This window comes from Achromobacter maghribensis, assembly GCF_057334215.1.
Genome location: NZ_JBHFII010000054.1, coordinates 88,579 through 103,697 on the forward strand (window position 1 = coordinate 88,579; position 15,119 = coordinate 103,697).

At 65.3% G+C, this 15,119-nt stretch carries 16 protein-coding genes; 11 read left to right on the forward strand and 5 right to left on the reverse strand.

What is annotated here, in order from left to right; translation table 11 throughout:
• Positions 1–18: 18 nt before the first annotated feature.
• Entirely contained in the window at positions 19–741 is a 723-nt protein-coding gene (gene phnF, locus ACE039_RS23335) for a phosphonate metabolism transcriptional regulator PhnF (RefSeq protein ID WP_105559111.1), read from the reverse strand.
• 184 nt (positions 742–925) lie between these two features.
• Between phnF and phnG the strand changes: the two genes are divergently transcribed.
• The 9 genes from phnG to ACE039_RS23380 all read left to right on the forward strand — a co-directional run bounded on the left by phnG (position 926) and on the right by ACE039_RS23380 (position 7,858).
• The gene (gene phnG / locus ACE039_RS23340) at positions 926–1,396 is read left to right on the forward strand and encodes a phosphonate C-P lyase system protein PhnG (protein ID WP_310030903.1); all 471 of its coding nucleotides are present in this window, start codon (positions 926–928) and stop codon (positions 1,394–1,396) included.
• A gap of 1 nt (position 1,397) precedes the next feature.
• On the forward strand, positions 1,398–2,015 hold the full coding sequence (gene phnH, locus ACE039_RS23345; protein ID WP_485823454.1) for a phosphonate C-P lyase system protein PhnH: 618 nt from the start codon (positions 1,398–1,400) through the stop codon (positions 2,013–2,015).
• A gap of 1 nt (position 2,016) precedes the next feature.
• Positions 2,017–3,132, forward strand: a complete 1,116-nt coding sequence (locus tag ACE039_RS23350; RefSeq protein ID WP_485823455.1) for a carbon-phosphorus lyase complex subunit — start codon at positions 2,017–2,019, stop codon at positions 3,130–3,132.
• Positions 3,129–4,010, forward strand: a complete 882-nt coding sequence (locus ACE039_RS23355) for an alpha-D-ribose 1-methylphosphonate 5-phosphate C-P-lyase PhnJ (RefSeq protein ID WP_310030898.1) — start codon at positions 3,129–3,131, stop codon at positions 4,008–4,010. The genes ACE039_RS23350 and ACE039_RS23355 overlap by 4 nt, the downstream gene beginning before the upstream one ends.
• The gene (gene phnK, locus ACE039_RS23360; RefSeq protein ID WP_485823456.1) at positions 4,007–4,783 is read left to right on the forward strand and encodes a phosphonate C-P lyase system protein PhnK; all 777 of its coding nucleotides are present in this window, start codon (positions 4,007–4,009) and stop codon (positions 4,781–4,783) included. The genes ACE039_RS23355 and phnK overlap by 4 nt, the downstream gene beginning before the upstream one ends.
• 2 nt (positions 4,784–4,785) lie before the next feature.
• A complete protein-coding gene (phnL, locus tag ACE039_RS23365; RefSeq protein ID WP_448713263.1) occupies positions 4,786–5,505 on the forward strand; it encodes a phosphonate C-P lyase system protein PhnL in 720 nt (239 codons plus the stop codon).
• A 2-nt stretch (positions 5,506–5,507) separates the two neighbouring features.
• Positions 5,508–6,707: an alpha-D-ribose 1-methylphosphonate 5-triphosphate diphosphatase gene (locus tag ACE039_RS23370; RefSeq protein ID WP_485823457.1), complete on the forward strand. Its 1,200-nt coding sequence runs from the start codon at positions 5,508–5,510 to the stop codon at positions 6,705–6,707.
• A gap of 20 nt (positions 6,708–6,727) precedes the next feature.
• Positions 6,728–7,270 (forward strand): MOSC domain-containing protein, encoded by a 543-nt coding sequence (locus ACE039_RS23375; protein ID WP_485823458.1) that lies wholly within the window; start codon positions 6,728–6,730, stop codon positions 7,268–7,270.
• Positions 7,271–7,423: 153 nt separating this feature from the next.
• Positions 7,424–7,858: a hypothetical protein gene (locus ACE039_RS23380; RefSeq protein ID WP_105559102.1), complete on the forward strand. Its 435-nt coding sequence runs from the start codon at positions 7,424–7,426 to the stop codon at positions 7,856–7,858.
• Between the two features lie 33 nt (positions 7,859–7,891).
• Here the strand turns inward: ACE039_RS23380 and ACE039_RS23385 are convergent, their stop codons facing one another.
• A complete protein-coding gene (locus ACE039_RS23385; protein ID WP_448713260.1) occupies positions 7,892–8,269 on the reverse strand; it encodes a hypothetical protein in 378 nt (125 codons plus the stop codon).
• A 167-nt stretch (positions 8,270–8,436) separates the two neighbouring features.
• Positions 8,437–9,735 carry a dicarboxylate/amino acid:cation symporter gene (locus tag ACE039_RS23390; protein ID WP_485823459.1) on the reverse strand — a complete coding sequence of 433 codons (1,299 nt, stop codon included), beginning with the start codon at positions 9,733–9,735 and terminating at the stop codon, positions 8,437–8,439.
• Positions 9,736–10,019: 284 nt separating this feature from the next.
• On the opposite strand from ACE039_RS23390, the gene ACE039_RS23395 reads away from it, so the two are divergent.
• Complete coding sequence (locus tag ACE039_RS23395) at positions 10,020–10,919, forward strand: SMP-30/gluconolactonase/LRE family protein (RefSeq protein ID WP_448713258.1); 900 nt, start codon at positions 10,020–10,022, stop codon at positions 10,917–10,919.
• 45 nt (positions 10,920–10,964) lie between these two features.
• Here the strand turns inward: ACE039_RS23395 and ACE039_RS23400 are convergent, their stop codons facing one another.
• Positions 10,965–12,578 (reverse strand): ABC transporter substrate-binding protein, encoded by a 1,614-nt coding sequence (locus ACE039_RS23400; protein ID WP_485823460.1) that lies wholly within the window; start codon positions 12,576–12,578, stop codon positions 10,965–10,967.
• A gap of 185 nt (positions 12,579–12,763) precedes the next feature.
• Positions 12,764–13,537: an IclR family transcriptional regulator gene (locus tag ACE039_RS23405; protein WP_448713256.1), complete on the reverse strand. Its 774-nt coding sequence runs from the start codon at positions 13,535–13,537 to the stop codon at positions 12,764–12,766.
• Positions 13,538–13,772: 235 nt separating this feature from the next.
• Between ACE039_RS23405 and ACE039_RS23410 the strand changes: the two genes are divergently transcribed.
• Entirely contained in the window at positions 13,773–15,095 is a 1,323-nt protein-coding gene (locus tag ACE039_RS23410) for an ArgE/DapE family deacylase (protein ID WP_313464159.1), read from the forward strand.
• Positions 15,096–15,119: the final 24 nt, after the last annotated feature.

Genomic DNA, 15,119 nt, shown 5'->3' on the forward strand with positions numbered 1-15,119 from the left:
CCCCCCCGGCGCCGTGTTCTAGCTGTCGTCTGACACCATCAGCTGCACCAGGTCGCCCACGAAGCGGGTGACGCTGTATTGCAGCGGTGCGCCGTCCTGGTCCACGTTCAGCGCTTCCACCTGAAGGATCGGCCGCGTCTTGGGCTGGCCCAGCATGCGCGCGACTTCCGGCGTGGGCAGCGCGGCGGTGATGCGCGACCATTTGCGCGTGTAGTCGTCAATGCCGTAATGCGCATAGACCTTCGACACCGACCGCAAGGCGGTCAGCCGGTCGGCGAATTCCGGAAAGCGCTTTTCGTCGAAGAAGTGCTCGGACGCGCTGATGGGCCGGTTTTCGGCTTTGCCGACGATCTGTACGCGCAACAGCGGCGCGGTGCGCGGCAGCCCCAGGTGCTTGGCGATATCGGCCGCGCGCAGGGTCTGGCTGCCCACGGCTTCCACGTGGCCCAGCACGCCCTGGCTGCGCAGGTTTTCGGAAAAGCGCGTGCGCTTGCCGATGGCGTAATCGATGGCGTGTTCTTGCACGAAGGTGCCGCGCCCTTGTTCGATCCGGACCAGCCCGCTTTGCTCCAATTCGCCCATGGCGCGCCGGATGGTGTGGCGGTTAACCGAGAATTTGGCGGCCAGCTCCGGCTCGGACGGCAGTTGTTCGCCCGCCATATAGAGCTTGTTGCGGATGTCGTCCGCCAGGGACTCGCCGATTTGCCGCCAGACGGCGATGCCGGAACCTCTTTCGACCATAGGGTGTGCTCGTGCTGTCACATCAGCTTCATGAAGAATGGCTGTGATTGTGCCTGATGCGGCGGCGGCCGGATAGGCGGTGCACACTCGCCGCGACTGTCATCAAAAATTCACGCCAGACTGTTGAACTTGGAATTCAGAGCGATCATACTTCATCCAGTCGTCTAGACGTGTAGAGGAAATAATGGATCACTCATTAGCAGGACAGGACGCCGCCAATGCCCAGCGCGCCGCCTGGATGCGCGTCCTGTCGTTGGCCAGTCCGGCCGCGCTGGAAGGGGCGTTCACCGCCTTGGGCAACTTGCCCGCGCACCAGATGCTGCGGCCCGCCCAAACGGGCATGACCATGGTGCGGGCGCGCAGTGGCGGCACCGGGGCGCGCTTCAACCTGGGCGAAATGACCGTGACACGTTGCGCCGTCACGCTGGGCGATGGCGTGGTTGGCGTGGCCTATGTGCAGGGCCGTTCGCTGCGGCACGCCGAACAGGCGGCCGTGGCCGACGCGCTGCTGCAATTGCCGGATTGGCACGACACCGTGCAAGTCCAGTTGATCCAGCCGCTGGCACGCGCGCATGCCGACCGGGCCCAGCGCCAGGCACAGGTGGCGGCGCAGACCAAGGTGGAGTTCTTCACGATGGTGCGAGGCGAAGACTGACATGCAACCACAGACACTGAATGCCCCGGTGGCCAGCCGCGGCTTGCTGCCGGGCTTTACCGACCCGGTCAACGACGGGCAAACGACCTTCCGCGTGGCCTTGCAGGCCCTGGCGCACCCCGGTCGTGTCCACCAGATTGTCGCGGAAAGCGGCGTGCCGGCCGGGCTGTCGCCCGCGATGGCGGCGATGCTGCTGACCCTGGTGGACGTGGATACGCCGCTGTGGCTGCCGCGCGAGGTGGGCGCCGACGTGCTGGCATTCCTGCGTTTCCATTGCGCCTGCCCCATCGTGCCGTCGCCCGCGCTGGCGCGCTTTGCCGCGGTGCCGGCGGGCTTCGAGGCGCCGGCGTTGTCCGTCTGCCATCAGGGCGACCCCGCCTATCCCGATTTGTCCACCACGCTGCTGATGGACGTTGCCTCGCTGACCGAGGGCGCCACCGTCCATTTGTCCGGCCCGGGCATCCAGACGCGCCAGGACTTGTCGGTAGAGGGCTTGCCAGACGGCTTCTGGCGCGAATGGCGGCTGAATCATCAACGGTTTCCGCTGGGCGTCGACGTGTTCCTGACGCATGGCCGCCGGATGTGTGGATTGCCGCGCACGACGCGCGTGGAGAACTGACATGTATGTCGCCGTGAAAGGGGGCGAACGCGCCATCCTGAATTCCTACCGCATGCTGGACGGCTACCGGCGGGGCGACCGCGAGGTGCCCGAGCTGAGCCTGGACCAGATCCGCGAACAGATGCCGCTGGCGGTGTCGCGCGTGATGGCCGAAGGGTCGCTCTACGATCCGCAACTGGCGTCGCTGGCGCTCAAGCAGGCTGCGGGCGATGTGATCGAGGCCGTGTTCCTGTTGCGGGCGTATCGCACCACGCTCTCGCGCTTTGGTTATACGCAGCCCATCGACACGGGCGCCATGCGCTTGCAGCGCCGCATATCGTCCACCTTCAAGGATGTGCCTGGCGGACAGATCCTGGGCCCTACCTACGACTACACGCAGCGCCTGCTGGACTTTTCGCTGGAGGCGCAGCGCGAAGCCGACGCGCTGCCGCCGGGCGAGCAGGCGCTGGACAGCGCCATGCCGCGCGTGACGGACCTGCTGGCGCACGATGACCTGATCGACGCCGAGCCGGTGCCGGAAGGCGACCCCGAGCCCTTCGACCTGACGCGCCAGCCGCTGGACTTCCCGGCATCGCGCGCCGCCCGGTTGCAAAACCTGGCGCGCGCCGATGAAGGCTTCTTGCTGTCCATGGGCTATTCCACGCAGCGCGGCTACGGCAACACGCACCCGTTCGCGGCCGAGATCCGCTACGGCACGCTGGAAGTCGAGATGCATATCGAAGAACTGGGCTTCGCCGTGACGGTCGGCGAAATCGAGATCACCGAATGCCAGATGGTCAGCCAGTTCGCCGGCAACGCGCAAGACGGGCCGAAGTTCACTCGGGGCTACGGGCTGACGTTCGGCTACGGCGAACGCAAGGCCATGTCGATGGCGCTGGTGGACCGCGCGCTGAAGGCGAAGGACTTGGGCGAACGCGCCGATTCCCCGGCCAACGACCACGAGTTTGTGCTGTACCACAGCGACAACGTCGAGGCATCGGGCTTCGTGCAGCACTTGAAGCTGCCGCACTACGTGGACTTTCAGGCCAACCTGGAACTGTTGCGCCGCCTGCGCGCCGACCGCGCCGCGCCCCAGCCGGCCCCCCATGATCTGATGGACGAGGCGGTTTCCCCATGAACGCACAACACGCAACGGTCGAACGCGACGACCACTACAACTTCGCCTACCTGGACGAATCCACCAAGCGCATGCTGCGCCGCGCCTTGCTCAAGGCCGTGGCGATCCCCGGCTATCAGGTGCCGTTCGGCAGCCGCGAAATGCCGCTGCCTTACGGCTGGGGCACGGGGGGCATCCAGGTCACGGCGTCGATCATCGGCAAGGACGATGTGCTGAAAGTCATCGACCAGGGCTCGGACGACACGACCAATGCCATCAGCATCCGCCGCTTCTTCGGCCGGGTCACGGGCGTGGCGACGACGGAATCCACGCCAGACGCGACCATCGTGCAGACGCGCCATCGCATCCCTGAAACGCCGCTGGCCGAAGGGCAGGTGATGGTGTTCCAGGTGCCGATCCCGGAACCGCTGCGTTGGCTGGAACCCAGCGAAACCGAGACGCGCACGATGCACGCGCTGGCCGAGTATGGCGGCATGCACGTCAAGCTGTACGAAGACATCGCGCAGCACGGCCACATCGCCACCACCTACGACTATCCGGTCATCGTGAACGACCGCTACATGATGCGGCCGTCGCCGATTCCCAAATTCGACAACCCCAAACTGGACGGCAATCCCGCGCTGATGTTGTTCGGCGCGGGCCGCGAAAAGCGCGTGTACGCGGTGCCGCCGTACACCCGCGTCAAGAGCCTGGACTTTGACGACCACCCGTTCACGGTGGAAAAGTGGAGCGAGTGCTGCGACCTGTGCGGATCGCGCGACAGCTTTCTGGACGAGATCATCCTGGACGATGCGGGTACGCGCCGCTTTGTGTGCTCGGATACCGAATACTGCAACCACCGCCAGACGCAGCAACGCGACAACGAGGCCGCCGCATGATTCCCCAACCTTTGCTTTCCGTGCGCAACATGACGCGCACCTGGGACGGCGTGCATGGCTGCCGCGACGTCAGCTTCGACCTGTATCCGGGCGAAGTGTTGTGCGTGGTGGGCGAGTCCGGCTCGGGCAAGAGCACGCTGCTGTCGGCCGTGTCGTACCAAACCCAACCCGATGCCGGCAGCGTCTGGTATGACACGCGCGACCAGGGCTTCATCGATCTGGCGGCGCTGCAAGGCGCGCGGCTGCGGCTGTTGTCGCGCACCGATTGGGGGTTCGTGCGGCAAAACGCGCGTGACGGCCTGCGCATGCAAGTGAGCGCGGGCGCCAATATCGCCGAACGGTTGATGGCGGTTGGCGACCGCCACTACGGGGACCTGCGCGAGGTGGCCGGCAACTGGCTGCAGAAGATGGAGATCGACGCGAGCCGGCTGGACGACACGCCGGTGTCTTTTTCCGGCGGCATGCAGCAGCGCCTGCAGATCGCGCGCAACCTGGTGACGCATCCGCGCCTGGTGTTCATGGACGAACCCACGGCGTCGCTGGACGTGTCGGTGCAGGCGCGGCTTCTGGACCTGTTGCGCCAGCTGGTGGCGGACCTGGGACTGGCGGCGATCGTCGTCACGCACGACCTGGCGGTGGCGCGTCTGCTGGCGCACCGCACGCTGGTCATGCGCGGGGGCGTCGTGGTCGAAAGCGGGCTGACCGACCAGATTCTCGACGATCCCCAACACCCCTACACCCAGTTGTTGGTGTCTTCCATTCTGCAGAGCTGAACATGCGCCAAACCACTTCCATGATCGAGGTGCGGGGCCTCGGAAAAAGCTTCACCCTGCACAACCAGGGCGGCATCCGGCTACCGGTGCTGGATGCCGTGGATTTCGACGCTGACGCCGGCGATTGCCTGGTGTTGGCTGGCCCCTCGGGTACCGGAAAAAGCACATTGCTGCGCTGCCTGTACGGCAACTACCTGGCGACCGAGGGCAGCATTCGCGTGCGGGCCCATGGCGAATGGGTGGAACTGGCCGGGGCGCCCGAGCAGCGCATCCTGGCGCTGCGCCGCGACGTGATCGGCTACGTCAGCCAATTCCTGCGGGTGATCCCGCGTGTCTCGGCGCTGGATGTCGTGGCGGAGCCGCTGCGCGCGGCCGGCGTAGAGGTGGAAGACGCCCGCAGCCAGGCGGGCGCCTTGCTGCAGCGCCTGAACGTGCCGCCGCGGCTGTGGGGCCTGGCGCCGGCTACGTTTTCGGGCGGTGAACAGCAGCGGGTGAACATCGCGCGCGGTTTCATCGCGCGCCACCCCATTCTGCTGCTGGACGAGCCCACCGCGTCGCTGGACGCCGACAACCGTCGCGTGGTCATCGAACTGATCCACGAAGCCCTGGCCGCCGGCCGTTGCCTGTTGGGCATCTTCCATGACGAGGAAGTGCGCCACGCCGTCGCCACGAAAACCCTGGCCTTGCGCCCCGCTCAGCCCGTCACCGCGGACCTGGAGTAATCATGCAGAGCGTTTATCTGACCCATGCCCGCGTCGTGATGCCCGATCGCGTCCTGGAAAACAGCGCCGTGCTGATCGACGATGGCCGCATCGTGGCCATCGAACCCGACGGCGCGCGAGCCGACCGCCAGATCGACCTGCAAGGCCAGACCCTGATGCCTGGCCTGATCGACCTGCATTGCGACGCCATCGAAAAGGAAGCCGAGCCGCGCTCGCGGGTGCTGTTTCCGCTGGATTTCGCGGTGGCGCAGGTCGACCGCCGCAACGCCGCGGCGGGCATCACCACCCCCTATCATGCGCTGTCGTTCGCGAACAATGAATGGGGCGTGCGCAACAATAAGACGGCGGCGGAAGTGGTGCGCACCGTGCGTGCCTTCCGCCAGCACAGCCTGGTGGACAACCGCGTGCACTGCCGCTACGAAGTGACCGACGAAACCTCGGTGGACGTGCTGCGCGGCTTGATGGACGAGGGCGCCGTGGACCTGCTTTCAGTGATGGACCATTCGCCCGGCCAAGGGCAGTTCAAGACGCTGGAATCCTATCTGCAATACATGATGGGCAACCACGCGATGAGCCGCGAGCAGGCGGAAGCGGCTGCCCACGCCAAGACGCGGGCCAAGGATGGTGCGGTGACCCGGGTCGAGACGCTGTTGTCGCACGCGCACTCGCTGGGCATCCCCACGGCCAGCCACGATGACGATTCCATCCAGCGCATCGCCACCATGCGCAACCTGGGCGTGGCGATGAGCGAATTCCCGATCACGCTGGACACGGCGCGCGCGGCGGTGTCTTGCGGGCTGCCGACGATCCTGGGCGCGCCCAACGTGCTGCGCGGCCAGAGCCAGAGCGGATCGATGCGCGCCATCGACGCCATCCGGGCGGGCGTGGCCAGTTGCCTGTGTTCGGACTACCAGCCGTCCACGCTGATCGCCGCGGCATTCGCGGTGGCGGCGCAGACCGACCTGACATGGCCGCAGGCCATCGCGCTGGTCACGGTCAACCCCGCGGATGCCTGCGGGCTGTCGGATCGCGGCCGCATCGCGGTGGGCCAGCGCGCCGACCTGGTGGCGGTGGCGCAGGTAGGCGGCATGCCCTTGATCAGTCATACCTGGTCGGCCGGCCGGCTGGTATTCTCGACCCATTATTTGCCAGCGCGCGCGCCGGCGGCAGCGGTGCGCGACGCGCAGCGCGTGGCGGCCTGACGGCCTTTGCGGAGACTCCGATGAATCCGATGGTGATAGCGGTGGCGTTAAGCGCCGTGCACGCGTTCAGCAAACCTGTCGTGCCCCGCATCGTGCTGTTGAAGGGGCTGGGCGTCGAGGGTGACGCCCATCTTGGGGTCACCGTCAAACACCGGTCGCGGGTCAAGGCCGACCCCACGCAGCCCAACCTGCGGCAGGTCCACCTGATCCAGGCGGAACTGCACGACGAGCTGCAACTGGCGGGCTTCAACGTGGCCGAAGGGACGATGGGCGAGAACATCACCACCCGTGGTATCGACTTGCTGGCCCTGCCGCGCGGGGCCCGCCTGCGCATCGGCGCCGACGCGGTCATCGAGGTTACCGGTCTGCGCAACCCCTGCTTGCAACTGGATAATTACCAGAAAGGGCTGACGGCCGCCGTGCTGGGGCGCAACCCGGACGGCAGCCTGCTGCGACGGGCCGGCGTGATGGGGATCGTGCTGGAGGGCGGGGCGGTCGGCGCGGGGGACCTCATCCGGACGGAATTGCCGCCGTTGCCGCATTCGCCGCTGGAACGCGTATAGGCGCAAAAACATCGCATCCGGCCACAGACGGGTCGCCCCGCATCTGGTTAAATGGCGAAAGGGCGTAACGGCCTAAGGCGGAGCCGCGTTCTTGCGGCTGGCCAAGGCGAAGCCGTTTTCCACGGTTCGTCATCCAATTTTCCGGAGCGCGCGATGGCACGATTCAATTTCACCCAAGACCCCGAAGAACCCGATCTGTGGGCGGCCGAGAATGTGCCCGCCGGTAACGGCCGTCCGCCTATCCACGTCATGATCCAGACCGACGGCGAAGAGCCCGACGGCGGCGCGTCCAAGGTGGTCAAGGCCATCATCGACAATCTGGATGATCACATCCTGGCAGCGTCCGAATTCCTGCTGGACAACTATTCGTACGAACACTGCAAGAAACTGGGCATCGAAGACGACCAGCTGCTGAAGGAAGAAACGCCGGAAGCCATGGCCGAAAAGGCCGTGCTGCGCGCGCTGTGGCTGTTCGACGAAGACGGTGACGGCTACGAACTGTGGTTCACGCTGCCCTGGGATCCCGTCCACACCTACGACGTTGAATTCGAAGACGGGACGCCGGTGTCCTGCTCGGTCAACGACTAAGCCTGAACGCCCCTCTGCCCGCTGCGCGAGGGGCTAGCGGACCCGTTCGAATTTCGTCGCCAGGCTCTGGCCCAGCGATTCGTCGTAACGGTAGCGCAATGTGATCGGCTGGCCCTTGCGGATCTGACCCGGGGGCGTGTTTTCAAGCGTGACGTCGATGTCGCGGTCTACGAATTCCGTGCAATCCGTATCGGCGCGCGCCCCGTCGGGGATGTCGGCCGATTTCACCTTCAGCCGGAATGTCGTCTGCGCCAACTCCGTGCCATCGGTACGGTACTGGCGCATTTGCACGGCAGGCGTGGACGCGATGCCGGACAAGTCGCACGAAATGCGGGTCCAGGCGTGTGCGGCAGGCACGACGGCCGTCAAGACGAGGGCCGCCAGGACGCCGCGCAGGGGTAGGGGTGTCATGGCATGCAGGGTGCGCGTGGCGCCAGGGCGCCGCGCCGGAAGTCAGGCAGGGAGCCCTATGTTGCTCCCGCCCGCGCCGGCAGGTCAAGCTGACAGGTGTTAGGAAAAAAAGCCCCCTCGGGGGCTGCAAGCACACGTTAGTGTGCGCGGCGTGGGGGGCTACCTGTTCAGGCGTCCTGGTTGGCGGGTAGGGCCTTGTTCGGGCTGCCTTCGCCTTCCGAAGCGGCTTCGGGCGCTTCGTCCCGGTCGTCTTCCAGCTTGGCGATCACCGCGGTGGCCAGGCTGTTGCCCACCACGTTGGTCGCGGTGCGGCCCATGTCGAAGAACTGGTCGATGCCCATGATCAGCAGCAGGCCCGCCTCGGGCAGGTGGAACATCGGCAGCGTGGCGGCCACGACGACGAGCGATGCGCGGGCCACGCCCGCCATGCCCTTGCTGGTCACCATCAGCACCAGCAGCAGCGTCAGTTGCTGGGCGAAGCTCATTTCGATGTTGTAGGCCTGAGCGATGAACAGCACCGCGAAGGACTGGTACATCATCGAACCGTCCAGGTTGAACGAATAACCCAGCGGCAGCACAAAGCCCGAAATGCGCTTGGACACGCCGAAACGCTCCAGCGCCTCGATGGTCTTGGGATAGGCGGATTCACTGCTGGCGGTGGAGAAGGCCAGCAGCGTGGGCTCTTTGATCAGGCCGCCCAGGCGGCGCGTGGACTTGCCCAGGAACAGATAGCCGACGCCGAACAGGATGGCCCACAACAGCGCCAGGCCCAGGTAGAACTCGCCGATCAGCTTGCCGTAGCTGACCAGCACGCCCAGGCCTTCCGTGGTGATGGCGGCGGCCATCGCGGCGAACACACCCAGCGGCGCGAAGCGCATCACGTAGTCGGTCACGCGGAACATGATCTTGGCCAGCTCGTCGATCATGTTGTAGATCGTGTTGTGGCCCTTGCCGCGGATAAAGGACAGCGCGGCGCCGAAGAACAGCGAGAACACCAGGATCTGCAGGATCTCGTTGTTCGCCATGGCTTCCGCGATGCTCTTGGGAAACACGTGGGCGATGAAAGTCTTGAGCGTGAAATCTCCCGTCTTCAGGCCCGAGGTGACGCCGGCGTCCGGGATCGCCAGATTCATGTGCGCGCCCGGCTGAAAGATATTGACCAGCATCAGGCCCAGCAGCAGCGAAATCGCGGATGCGGCGATGAACCAGATCATGGCGCGCAAGCCGATGCGGCCCACCGCGTTGGCGTCGCTCATGCTGGCCAGCCCCGACACCAGCGTGGCGAACACCAGGGGGGCGATGATCATCTTGATCATGCGCAGGAAGATGTCCGTGATCAGGCTGAAGTACGACGCAATCTGCGCCGCTTCTTTCGCGTCCTGCGCCGTCTTATTGCAGAGGTAACCTACCGCGACGCCCAATACCATCGCAATGCCGATGTAACGCGTCAGCTTCTTTGTATTCATGATCAAAACGGAAACGAGGGAACTGCCGCGCAGCCCCGAAAAAAAGGGCTGGGCCCGCCGGCATAGGGCGGGCACGGCGGTCCGATGACGGATATGCCAGGGTGGGCCGAAGAATTCGGGTTTTCCCTTGGGGCGCGATGTTAACGCCGCGAAGCTGACAGTTAGTTGTCAGGTCGGGGACGGATCAACCATGCCAGAATGGGCCGGCCCGGCCGCCTCAGAAGCGCGAGCCGGGCGCCAAAAAGAACCGGCCCCTACCGGGGCGATAGACAGGAGACAAGGCAATGCCGAAACGCGAATTGTCCGTGCTGGCTTCCGGATACACCTACCTGGAAGGGTTGCGGTGGCACGAGGACCGCCTGTGGGCGTCGGACTTCTACACCGAGCAGGTGATCGCGGTGGACCTCCAGGGCAAGGTGGAGCAGATATGTCGCGTGCCGCAGCAGCCGTCGGGCTTGGGTTGGCTACCCGATGGCCGCTTGCTGATCGCGTCCATGAAAGACCGCAAGGTGCTGCGCCGCGAGCCGGACGGCACGTTGGCGGTGCATGCCGACCTGTCCGCGCTGACGGGCGGCCCGATCAACGACATGGTGGTGGACGCGCAGGGCCGGGCCTACGTGGGTAATTTCGGCTTCGACCTGATGGCAGGGGCTCCGGTGTCCACGACCACCTTGGTGCGCGTGGACACGGACGGCGTGGCCCAGGTGGTGGCCGACGGGCTGTGTTTTCCCAATGGTTCCTTCATCACGCCGGACGGCAAGACGTTGATCGTCAACGAAACCTTCGGCAACCGGATCTCGGAATTCGACATTCAACCCAACGGCGCGCTGGGCTCGCGGCGTGACTGGGCAGACTTCGGCGCGCTGCCCGATAGCGACGACCTGTCGGTGCTGATTGCCGCCTCGGCCATCGGCCCGGACGGCGGCGCGCTGGATGCGGATGGGGCGCTCTGGGTGGCGGACGCCATCGGCAAGCGGATCGTGCGGGTCGAACGCGGCGGCAAGATCGTGGAGCAGATCGATACCGGTGAATTCGGTATTTTCGCCGCGGCGCTGGGCGGGCCGGACGGCCGCACGCTATTCATGGCGGCGGCGCCCGACTTCATCGAGGCCAACCGCCGCGCCAAGCCCGAAGCCCGGATCCTGACGACGCGGGTAGACGTGCCGCACGCCGGCCGGCCCTGACCGGAACGCGACGGCCGGGCGTGGCGCCCGGCTGCCCACGCCTGGCTACTTTGCCGCCAGCCAGGCGTCGGCGTAGGTGTCCACGGCGCCCAGGCCGGTCGTGATGGCGCCATGCACGCGCTTGTCCAGGAAGGTGGAGTAATTGGTGTCGTCGATCCAGGCCAACGGCACGTCTTCCGCCAGGATCTCCTGCACTTCGGTGTACAGACGCTGGCGTTCCTCGTCCGTGGCCGCGGTGGCCGCCTGGTCGAAGAGCTCGTCTACCTTGGGGTTGCGGTACTGCGAGGTATTGGTGAACGCCAGGCCCTTCTTGATGTTGCTGCTGACGTAGGTGCGCGACACGCCGATGGCCGGGTCGCCGTACTGGAATACCCCGTTGTAGGCCATGTCGAAATCCCAGTTGCCCATGCGCGTGGTCCAGCCGCCGACGTCGGTGCTTTCGATATCGATCGCGATACCGACCTTGCCCAGGCTCTGCTTGGTGTATTCGGCGATGCGGCGCTGCATTTCGCCATAGGGATTGGGGATCAGCCCCAGTTTCACGCGTACGCCCTTGGCATCCGGCTTCAAGCCCATTTCGTCGAGCAGGGCGATGGCCTTTTTCGGGTCGTACGGATATTGCTTGATGTTGGAGTCATGGAAGCGCGTGTTGCGGTGGAAGGGCCCGGTGGACACCGTGCCCATGCCGAACATGATGCGCTTGGCGATGAATTCGCGGTCGATGGCGTACATGACGGCTTGCCGGAAGCGCTTGTCATCCATGGGCTTGCGTGCCTCATTCATTTCTATCCAGTGCAGCGTGGACCAGTACTCATAGCCCTTCTGCGTGACATTGATGTGCGCCAGCTTGGCCACGCGCGGCATGTCGAAGGGTTCGATGTCCTGCAGCCAGGCCTGCTGCACCGTGCGCTGCTCCAGCGCCAGGCGGCGCGAGGCCGCGTCCGGAATCACGCGGTAGGTGATGCCGTCCAGGTAGGGGCGGCCTTCCTTCCAGTAGTGTTCGTTCTTGACCAGCTCGATGTACGAGCCGCGTTCCCAGCGCTTGAACTTGAACGGGCCGGTGCCGATGGGGGCGTTGTTGTGGGGGTTCTGCGCCATGGGCGTGTCCACGTCGAACAGGTGCTTGGGCAGGATCACGCCGCCGCCGATATCGAAGGCGTACAGGAAGGCGGAATAGCGCTCTTTCAGGTGAAACACCACGGTGTGGTCGTCCGGGGCGGTGATGTCCTGGATGTAGCGCATCAGGGAGCGGGTGCGTGGCGTATTCGCCAGCACCTGCTTGTAGGAATACAGCACGTCGGCGGAGGTAAAGGGCTTGCCGTCGTGCCATCGGGCGTTGGGCTGCAGATGGAACGTGTAGGTCAGTTGATCGTCCGACACGTCCCACGACCTGGCCAGACTGGGTTGCGGCTTCAGGTCGAAGGAATAGGTCAACAGGCTTTCATAGACCTTGCCGGCCACCATCTGCGTGGTGCCCACCTGCTGCATGGCGACGTTCAGGTTGGGCGGCTCGGGGTTCAGGATGGCGGTCAGCACGCCGCCGTACTGAGGTTCTGCATCGGGGGCGGGCGGGGCGGCCAGAACGGCGGGAGCGGCTGCGATGGCGGCGGCGGCCAGCAGGCCGTGCGCCAGCGCGCGGCGGACGATGTTGCACTTCAAGGCAAACCTCCTGGAATGGCGGCCTGCGCCGGCGGCGGGCCGATATCAAACTCTAGGTATCAAATATTGATACTTAAAGATCCAAGAGGCCCATGGTGCAGCAGCGCGCCCGGCCGCGCAAGGCGGCGGACGCTAGGGATTTCCCGCGACCCGATGTCGCAGCGGGCCGTTCGGTTGCGGTTTTTTCAGTTGCGGTTGGGACGGCCGCTAAGGGCGCGCGCCGCCGAGATCGCCAGCGAGCTGAAGCGCTGCGTGAACGACTCCCGGGTCCATTCGGCCAACAACCCTGAAATATGGATGGCTGCCAAGGGGCGCCCGCTGTGGTCGACCACGGCGCTGCCCAGCACGATCTCGCCCACCATGCTTTCTTCCTGGCAGAGCGCGTAGCCCTGCACGCGGGCCTCGCGCACGCGCTGGCGGATCAGGTCGGGGTCGGTGATGGTCTTGGGCGTTAGCGGGCGCATGTCGCTGCGCGCCAGGATGTCGTCGACTTCGCTGTCGCTCAGGTGCGACATGATGGCGCGGCCGCCCGATGAAGAGAAGGTGGGCATGCGACGCCCGATCAGCGTCGCGTAGAAGGTTTGACGCTTGGTCTGGCGGCGCAGCGCGTAAACGATGGTCAGGTCGTCGAACAGGCTCAGATCCACGCGTTCTCCGCATTCCTGCTGCAACTGTTCCAGGATGGGCGTGGCGCGCTCCAGCAGCGGGTGGCCGCGCAGAAAATCGAAGGTGCGGTCCAGGATCTTCTTGCCCAGCACATAGCCGCGCTGGTTGATGCCGCGTTCCAGATATCCCAGCGCCACCAGGGTGTGAAGCATGCGTTGGGTGGAACTGCGGTCCAGCCCCGAGAGTTCGGTCAGCTCGTTCAGGCTGAGCGGCCCGGGGTGGTTGGAGAAAGCCTCCAGGATGCCGAAGCCTTTCGCCAGGGACTGGTTGAACCGGGTCTCGGTTGTGGCCATGTTGATCTACTCCAGTTTTTTATTGGTCTTCGCGGCATTGCGTCGGCGCGCCGCCAAAGCGCGCGGGATACGCAATGTAGCGGCAAGCGCATTCTGATAGGGCTAGGGAAATCACCCATGGTTTCCGTCTTGCCCCGACGCTTGTGTGAACTCTATCATGCCAAATATAGATATCTAAGTATCAAATATTGATACCTATGAAATCCATGATTTCACACTCGACAAGGGAAATGCAATGAACGACGTCGCAGCAGTCAGTCTGGATCAGGCCCGTATCGCCGAAGCCGTGGGCAAGCTTCGCCAGTACATGACCGACACCCTGACCGGGTTCGTCCAGTGCCGCAGTTTGCCGGGGCAGGAAATGTCCGCGGCCGAGTTCATGGAAGACGCGCTGGCCGATCTGGGCCTGACGTCCGAGCGCATCGCGCTGCGCACCGAAGAATTGAAGAACCTGCCGCTGTATTCCCCGGCGTGCTGCCCGGACGGCGGGCGTTACAACGTGCTGGCGCGGCACGAGCCGCGCAGCGCCGGCGGCCGCGCGCTGTTGTTCAACGGCCACCTGGACGTGGTGCCCACGGGGCCGCACGAACTGTGGGACCCGGCGCCGTTCGACGGTGAACTGCGCGACGGCTGGCTGTACGGGCGCGGCGCGGGCGACATGAAAGCCGGCATCATCTGCGCGCTGGCGGCGTTCAAGGCCTTGAAAGACCTGGGCGTGCAGCCTGCGGGCGCCGTCGGATTCAACGGCGTGCTGGAAGAAGAAAACACGGGCAACGGCACCCTGGCCACGGTGTCCGCGTTGCAAAGCGCCATCGCCGCGGCCAAGCTCAGCGCGTTCGACGCGGTGGTGATCCCCGAACCCACGCACGAGCGCATGATGAGCGCGCAGCTGGGTGTGTACTGGATGTACGTGGATATCGTGGGCCGTCCCGCGCACGCCGCGTACATGACCACGGGCGTCAACCCGGTCGAGACCGGCCTGCGCATCGTTGACGCGATGAAGCAGCTGGAACACGAATGGAACCTGCCGGAAAACCGGCACCCCGCCTATCGCGAACACGCGCATCCCATCAACTTCAACCTTGGCCAGATCCACGCCGGCGACTGGAATTCTTCGGTGCCCAGCGTCTGCACGCTGGGCATGCGGATTGCCTGCTATCCCGACATGACCATCGACGAGGCCAAGCAACGGGTCGAGGCGCGGATCCGCACCGTCGAAGCCGCGCTGACCGACAGCGACGTGCGCATCGACATCCGCTACGAAGGCTTCCACGCGCCAGGGTGCGAGTACGACCTGGACGTGCCCGCCATGCAGTTGCTGGCCGATGCGCATCGCCGCGTGGCAGGCGAGCTGCCGCAGCCCACGGCGCTGACCGCCACGACCGACGGCCGCCATTTCCGGCTGATGATGGACGTGCCCGTGACCTGCTACGGCCCCAAGGTGCAGAACGTGCACGGCTTCAACGAATGCGTGTCGGTGGACAGCATGGTGCGCGTCGCGACCTCGCTCGCGCTCTTCATCCACGACTGGTGCGGCGTTGAGCCGCTGGAAGCCTGAGCCGGGGGGGGGGGGGGGGGGGGG

Excerpts from the sequence above, each read along its gene's own strand:
- ACE039_RS23395 (WP_448713258.1), top strand. The coding sequence starts at position 10,020 with ATGCCGAAACGCGAATTGTCCGTGCTGGCTTCCGGATACACCTACCTG.
- ACE039_RS23410 (WP_313464159.1), top strand. The coding sequence starts at position 13,773 with ATGAACGACGTCGCAGCAGTCAGTCTGGATCAGGCCCGTATCGCCGAA.
- ACE039_RS23350 (WP_485823455.1), top strand. The coding sequence starts at position 2,017 with ATGTATGTCGCCGTGAAAGGGGGCGAACGCGCCATCCTGAATTCCTAC.
- ACE039_RS23375 (WP_485823458.1), top strand. The coding sequence starts at position 6,728 with ATGAATCCGATGGTGATAGCGGTGGCGTTAAGCGCCGTGCACGCGTTC.
- ACE039_RS23380 (WP_105559102.1), top strand. The coding sequence starts at position 7,424 with ATGGCACGATTCAATTTCACCCAAGACCCCGAAGAACCCGATCTGTGG.
- ACE039_RS23390 (WP_485823459.1), bottom strand. The coding sequence starts at position 9,735 with ATGAATACAAAGAAGCTGACGCGTTACATCGGCATTGCGATGGTATTG.
- phnG (WP_310030903.1), top strand. The coding sequence starts at position 926 with ATGGATCACTCATTAGCAGGACAGGACGCCGCCAATGCCCAGCGCGCC.
- ACE039_RS23370 (WP_485823457.1), top strand. The coding sequence starts at position 5,508 with ATGCAGAGCGTTTATCTGACCCATGCCCGCGTCGTGATGCCCGATCGC.
- phnL (WP_448713263.1), top strand. The coding sequence starts at position 4,786 with ATGCGCCAAACCACTTCCATGATCGAGGTGCGGGGCCTCGGAAAAAGC.
- ACE039_RS23385 (WP_448713260.1), bottom strand. The coding sequence starts at position 8,269 with ATGACACCCCTACCCCTGCGCGGCGTCCTGGCGGCCCTCGTCTTGACG.
- ACE039_RS23355 (WP_310030898.1), top strand. The coding sequence starts at position 3,129 with ATGAACGCACAACACGCAACGGTCGAACGCGACGACCACTACAACTTC.
- ACE039_RS23405 (WP_448713256.1), bottom strand. The coding sequence starts at position 13,537 with ATGGCCACAACCGAGACCCGGTTCAACCAGTCCCTGGCGAAAGGCTTC.
- phnF (WP_105559111.1), bottom strand. The coding sequence starts at position 741 with ATGGTCGAAAGAGGTTCCGGCATCGCCGTCTGGCGGCAAATCGGCGAG.
- phnH (WP_485823454.1), top strand. The coding sequence starts at position 1,398 with ATGCAACCACAGACACTGAATGCCCCGGTGGCCAGCCGCGGCTTGCTG.
- phnK (WP_485823456.1), top strand. The coding sequence starts at position 4,007 with ATGATTCCCCAACCTTTGCTTTCCGTGCGCAACATGACGCGCACCTGG.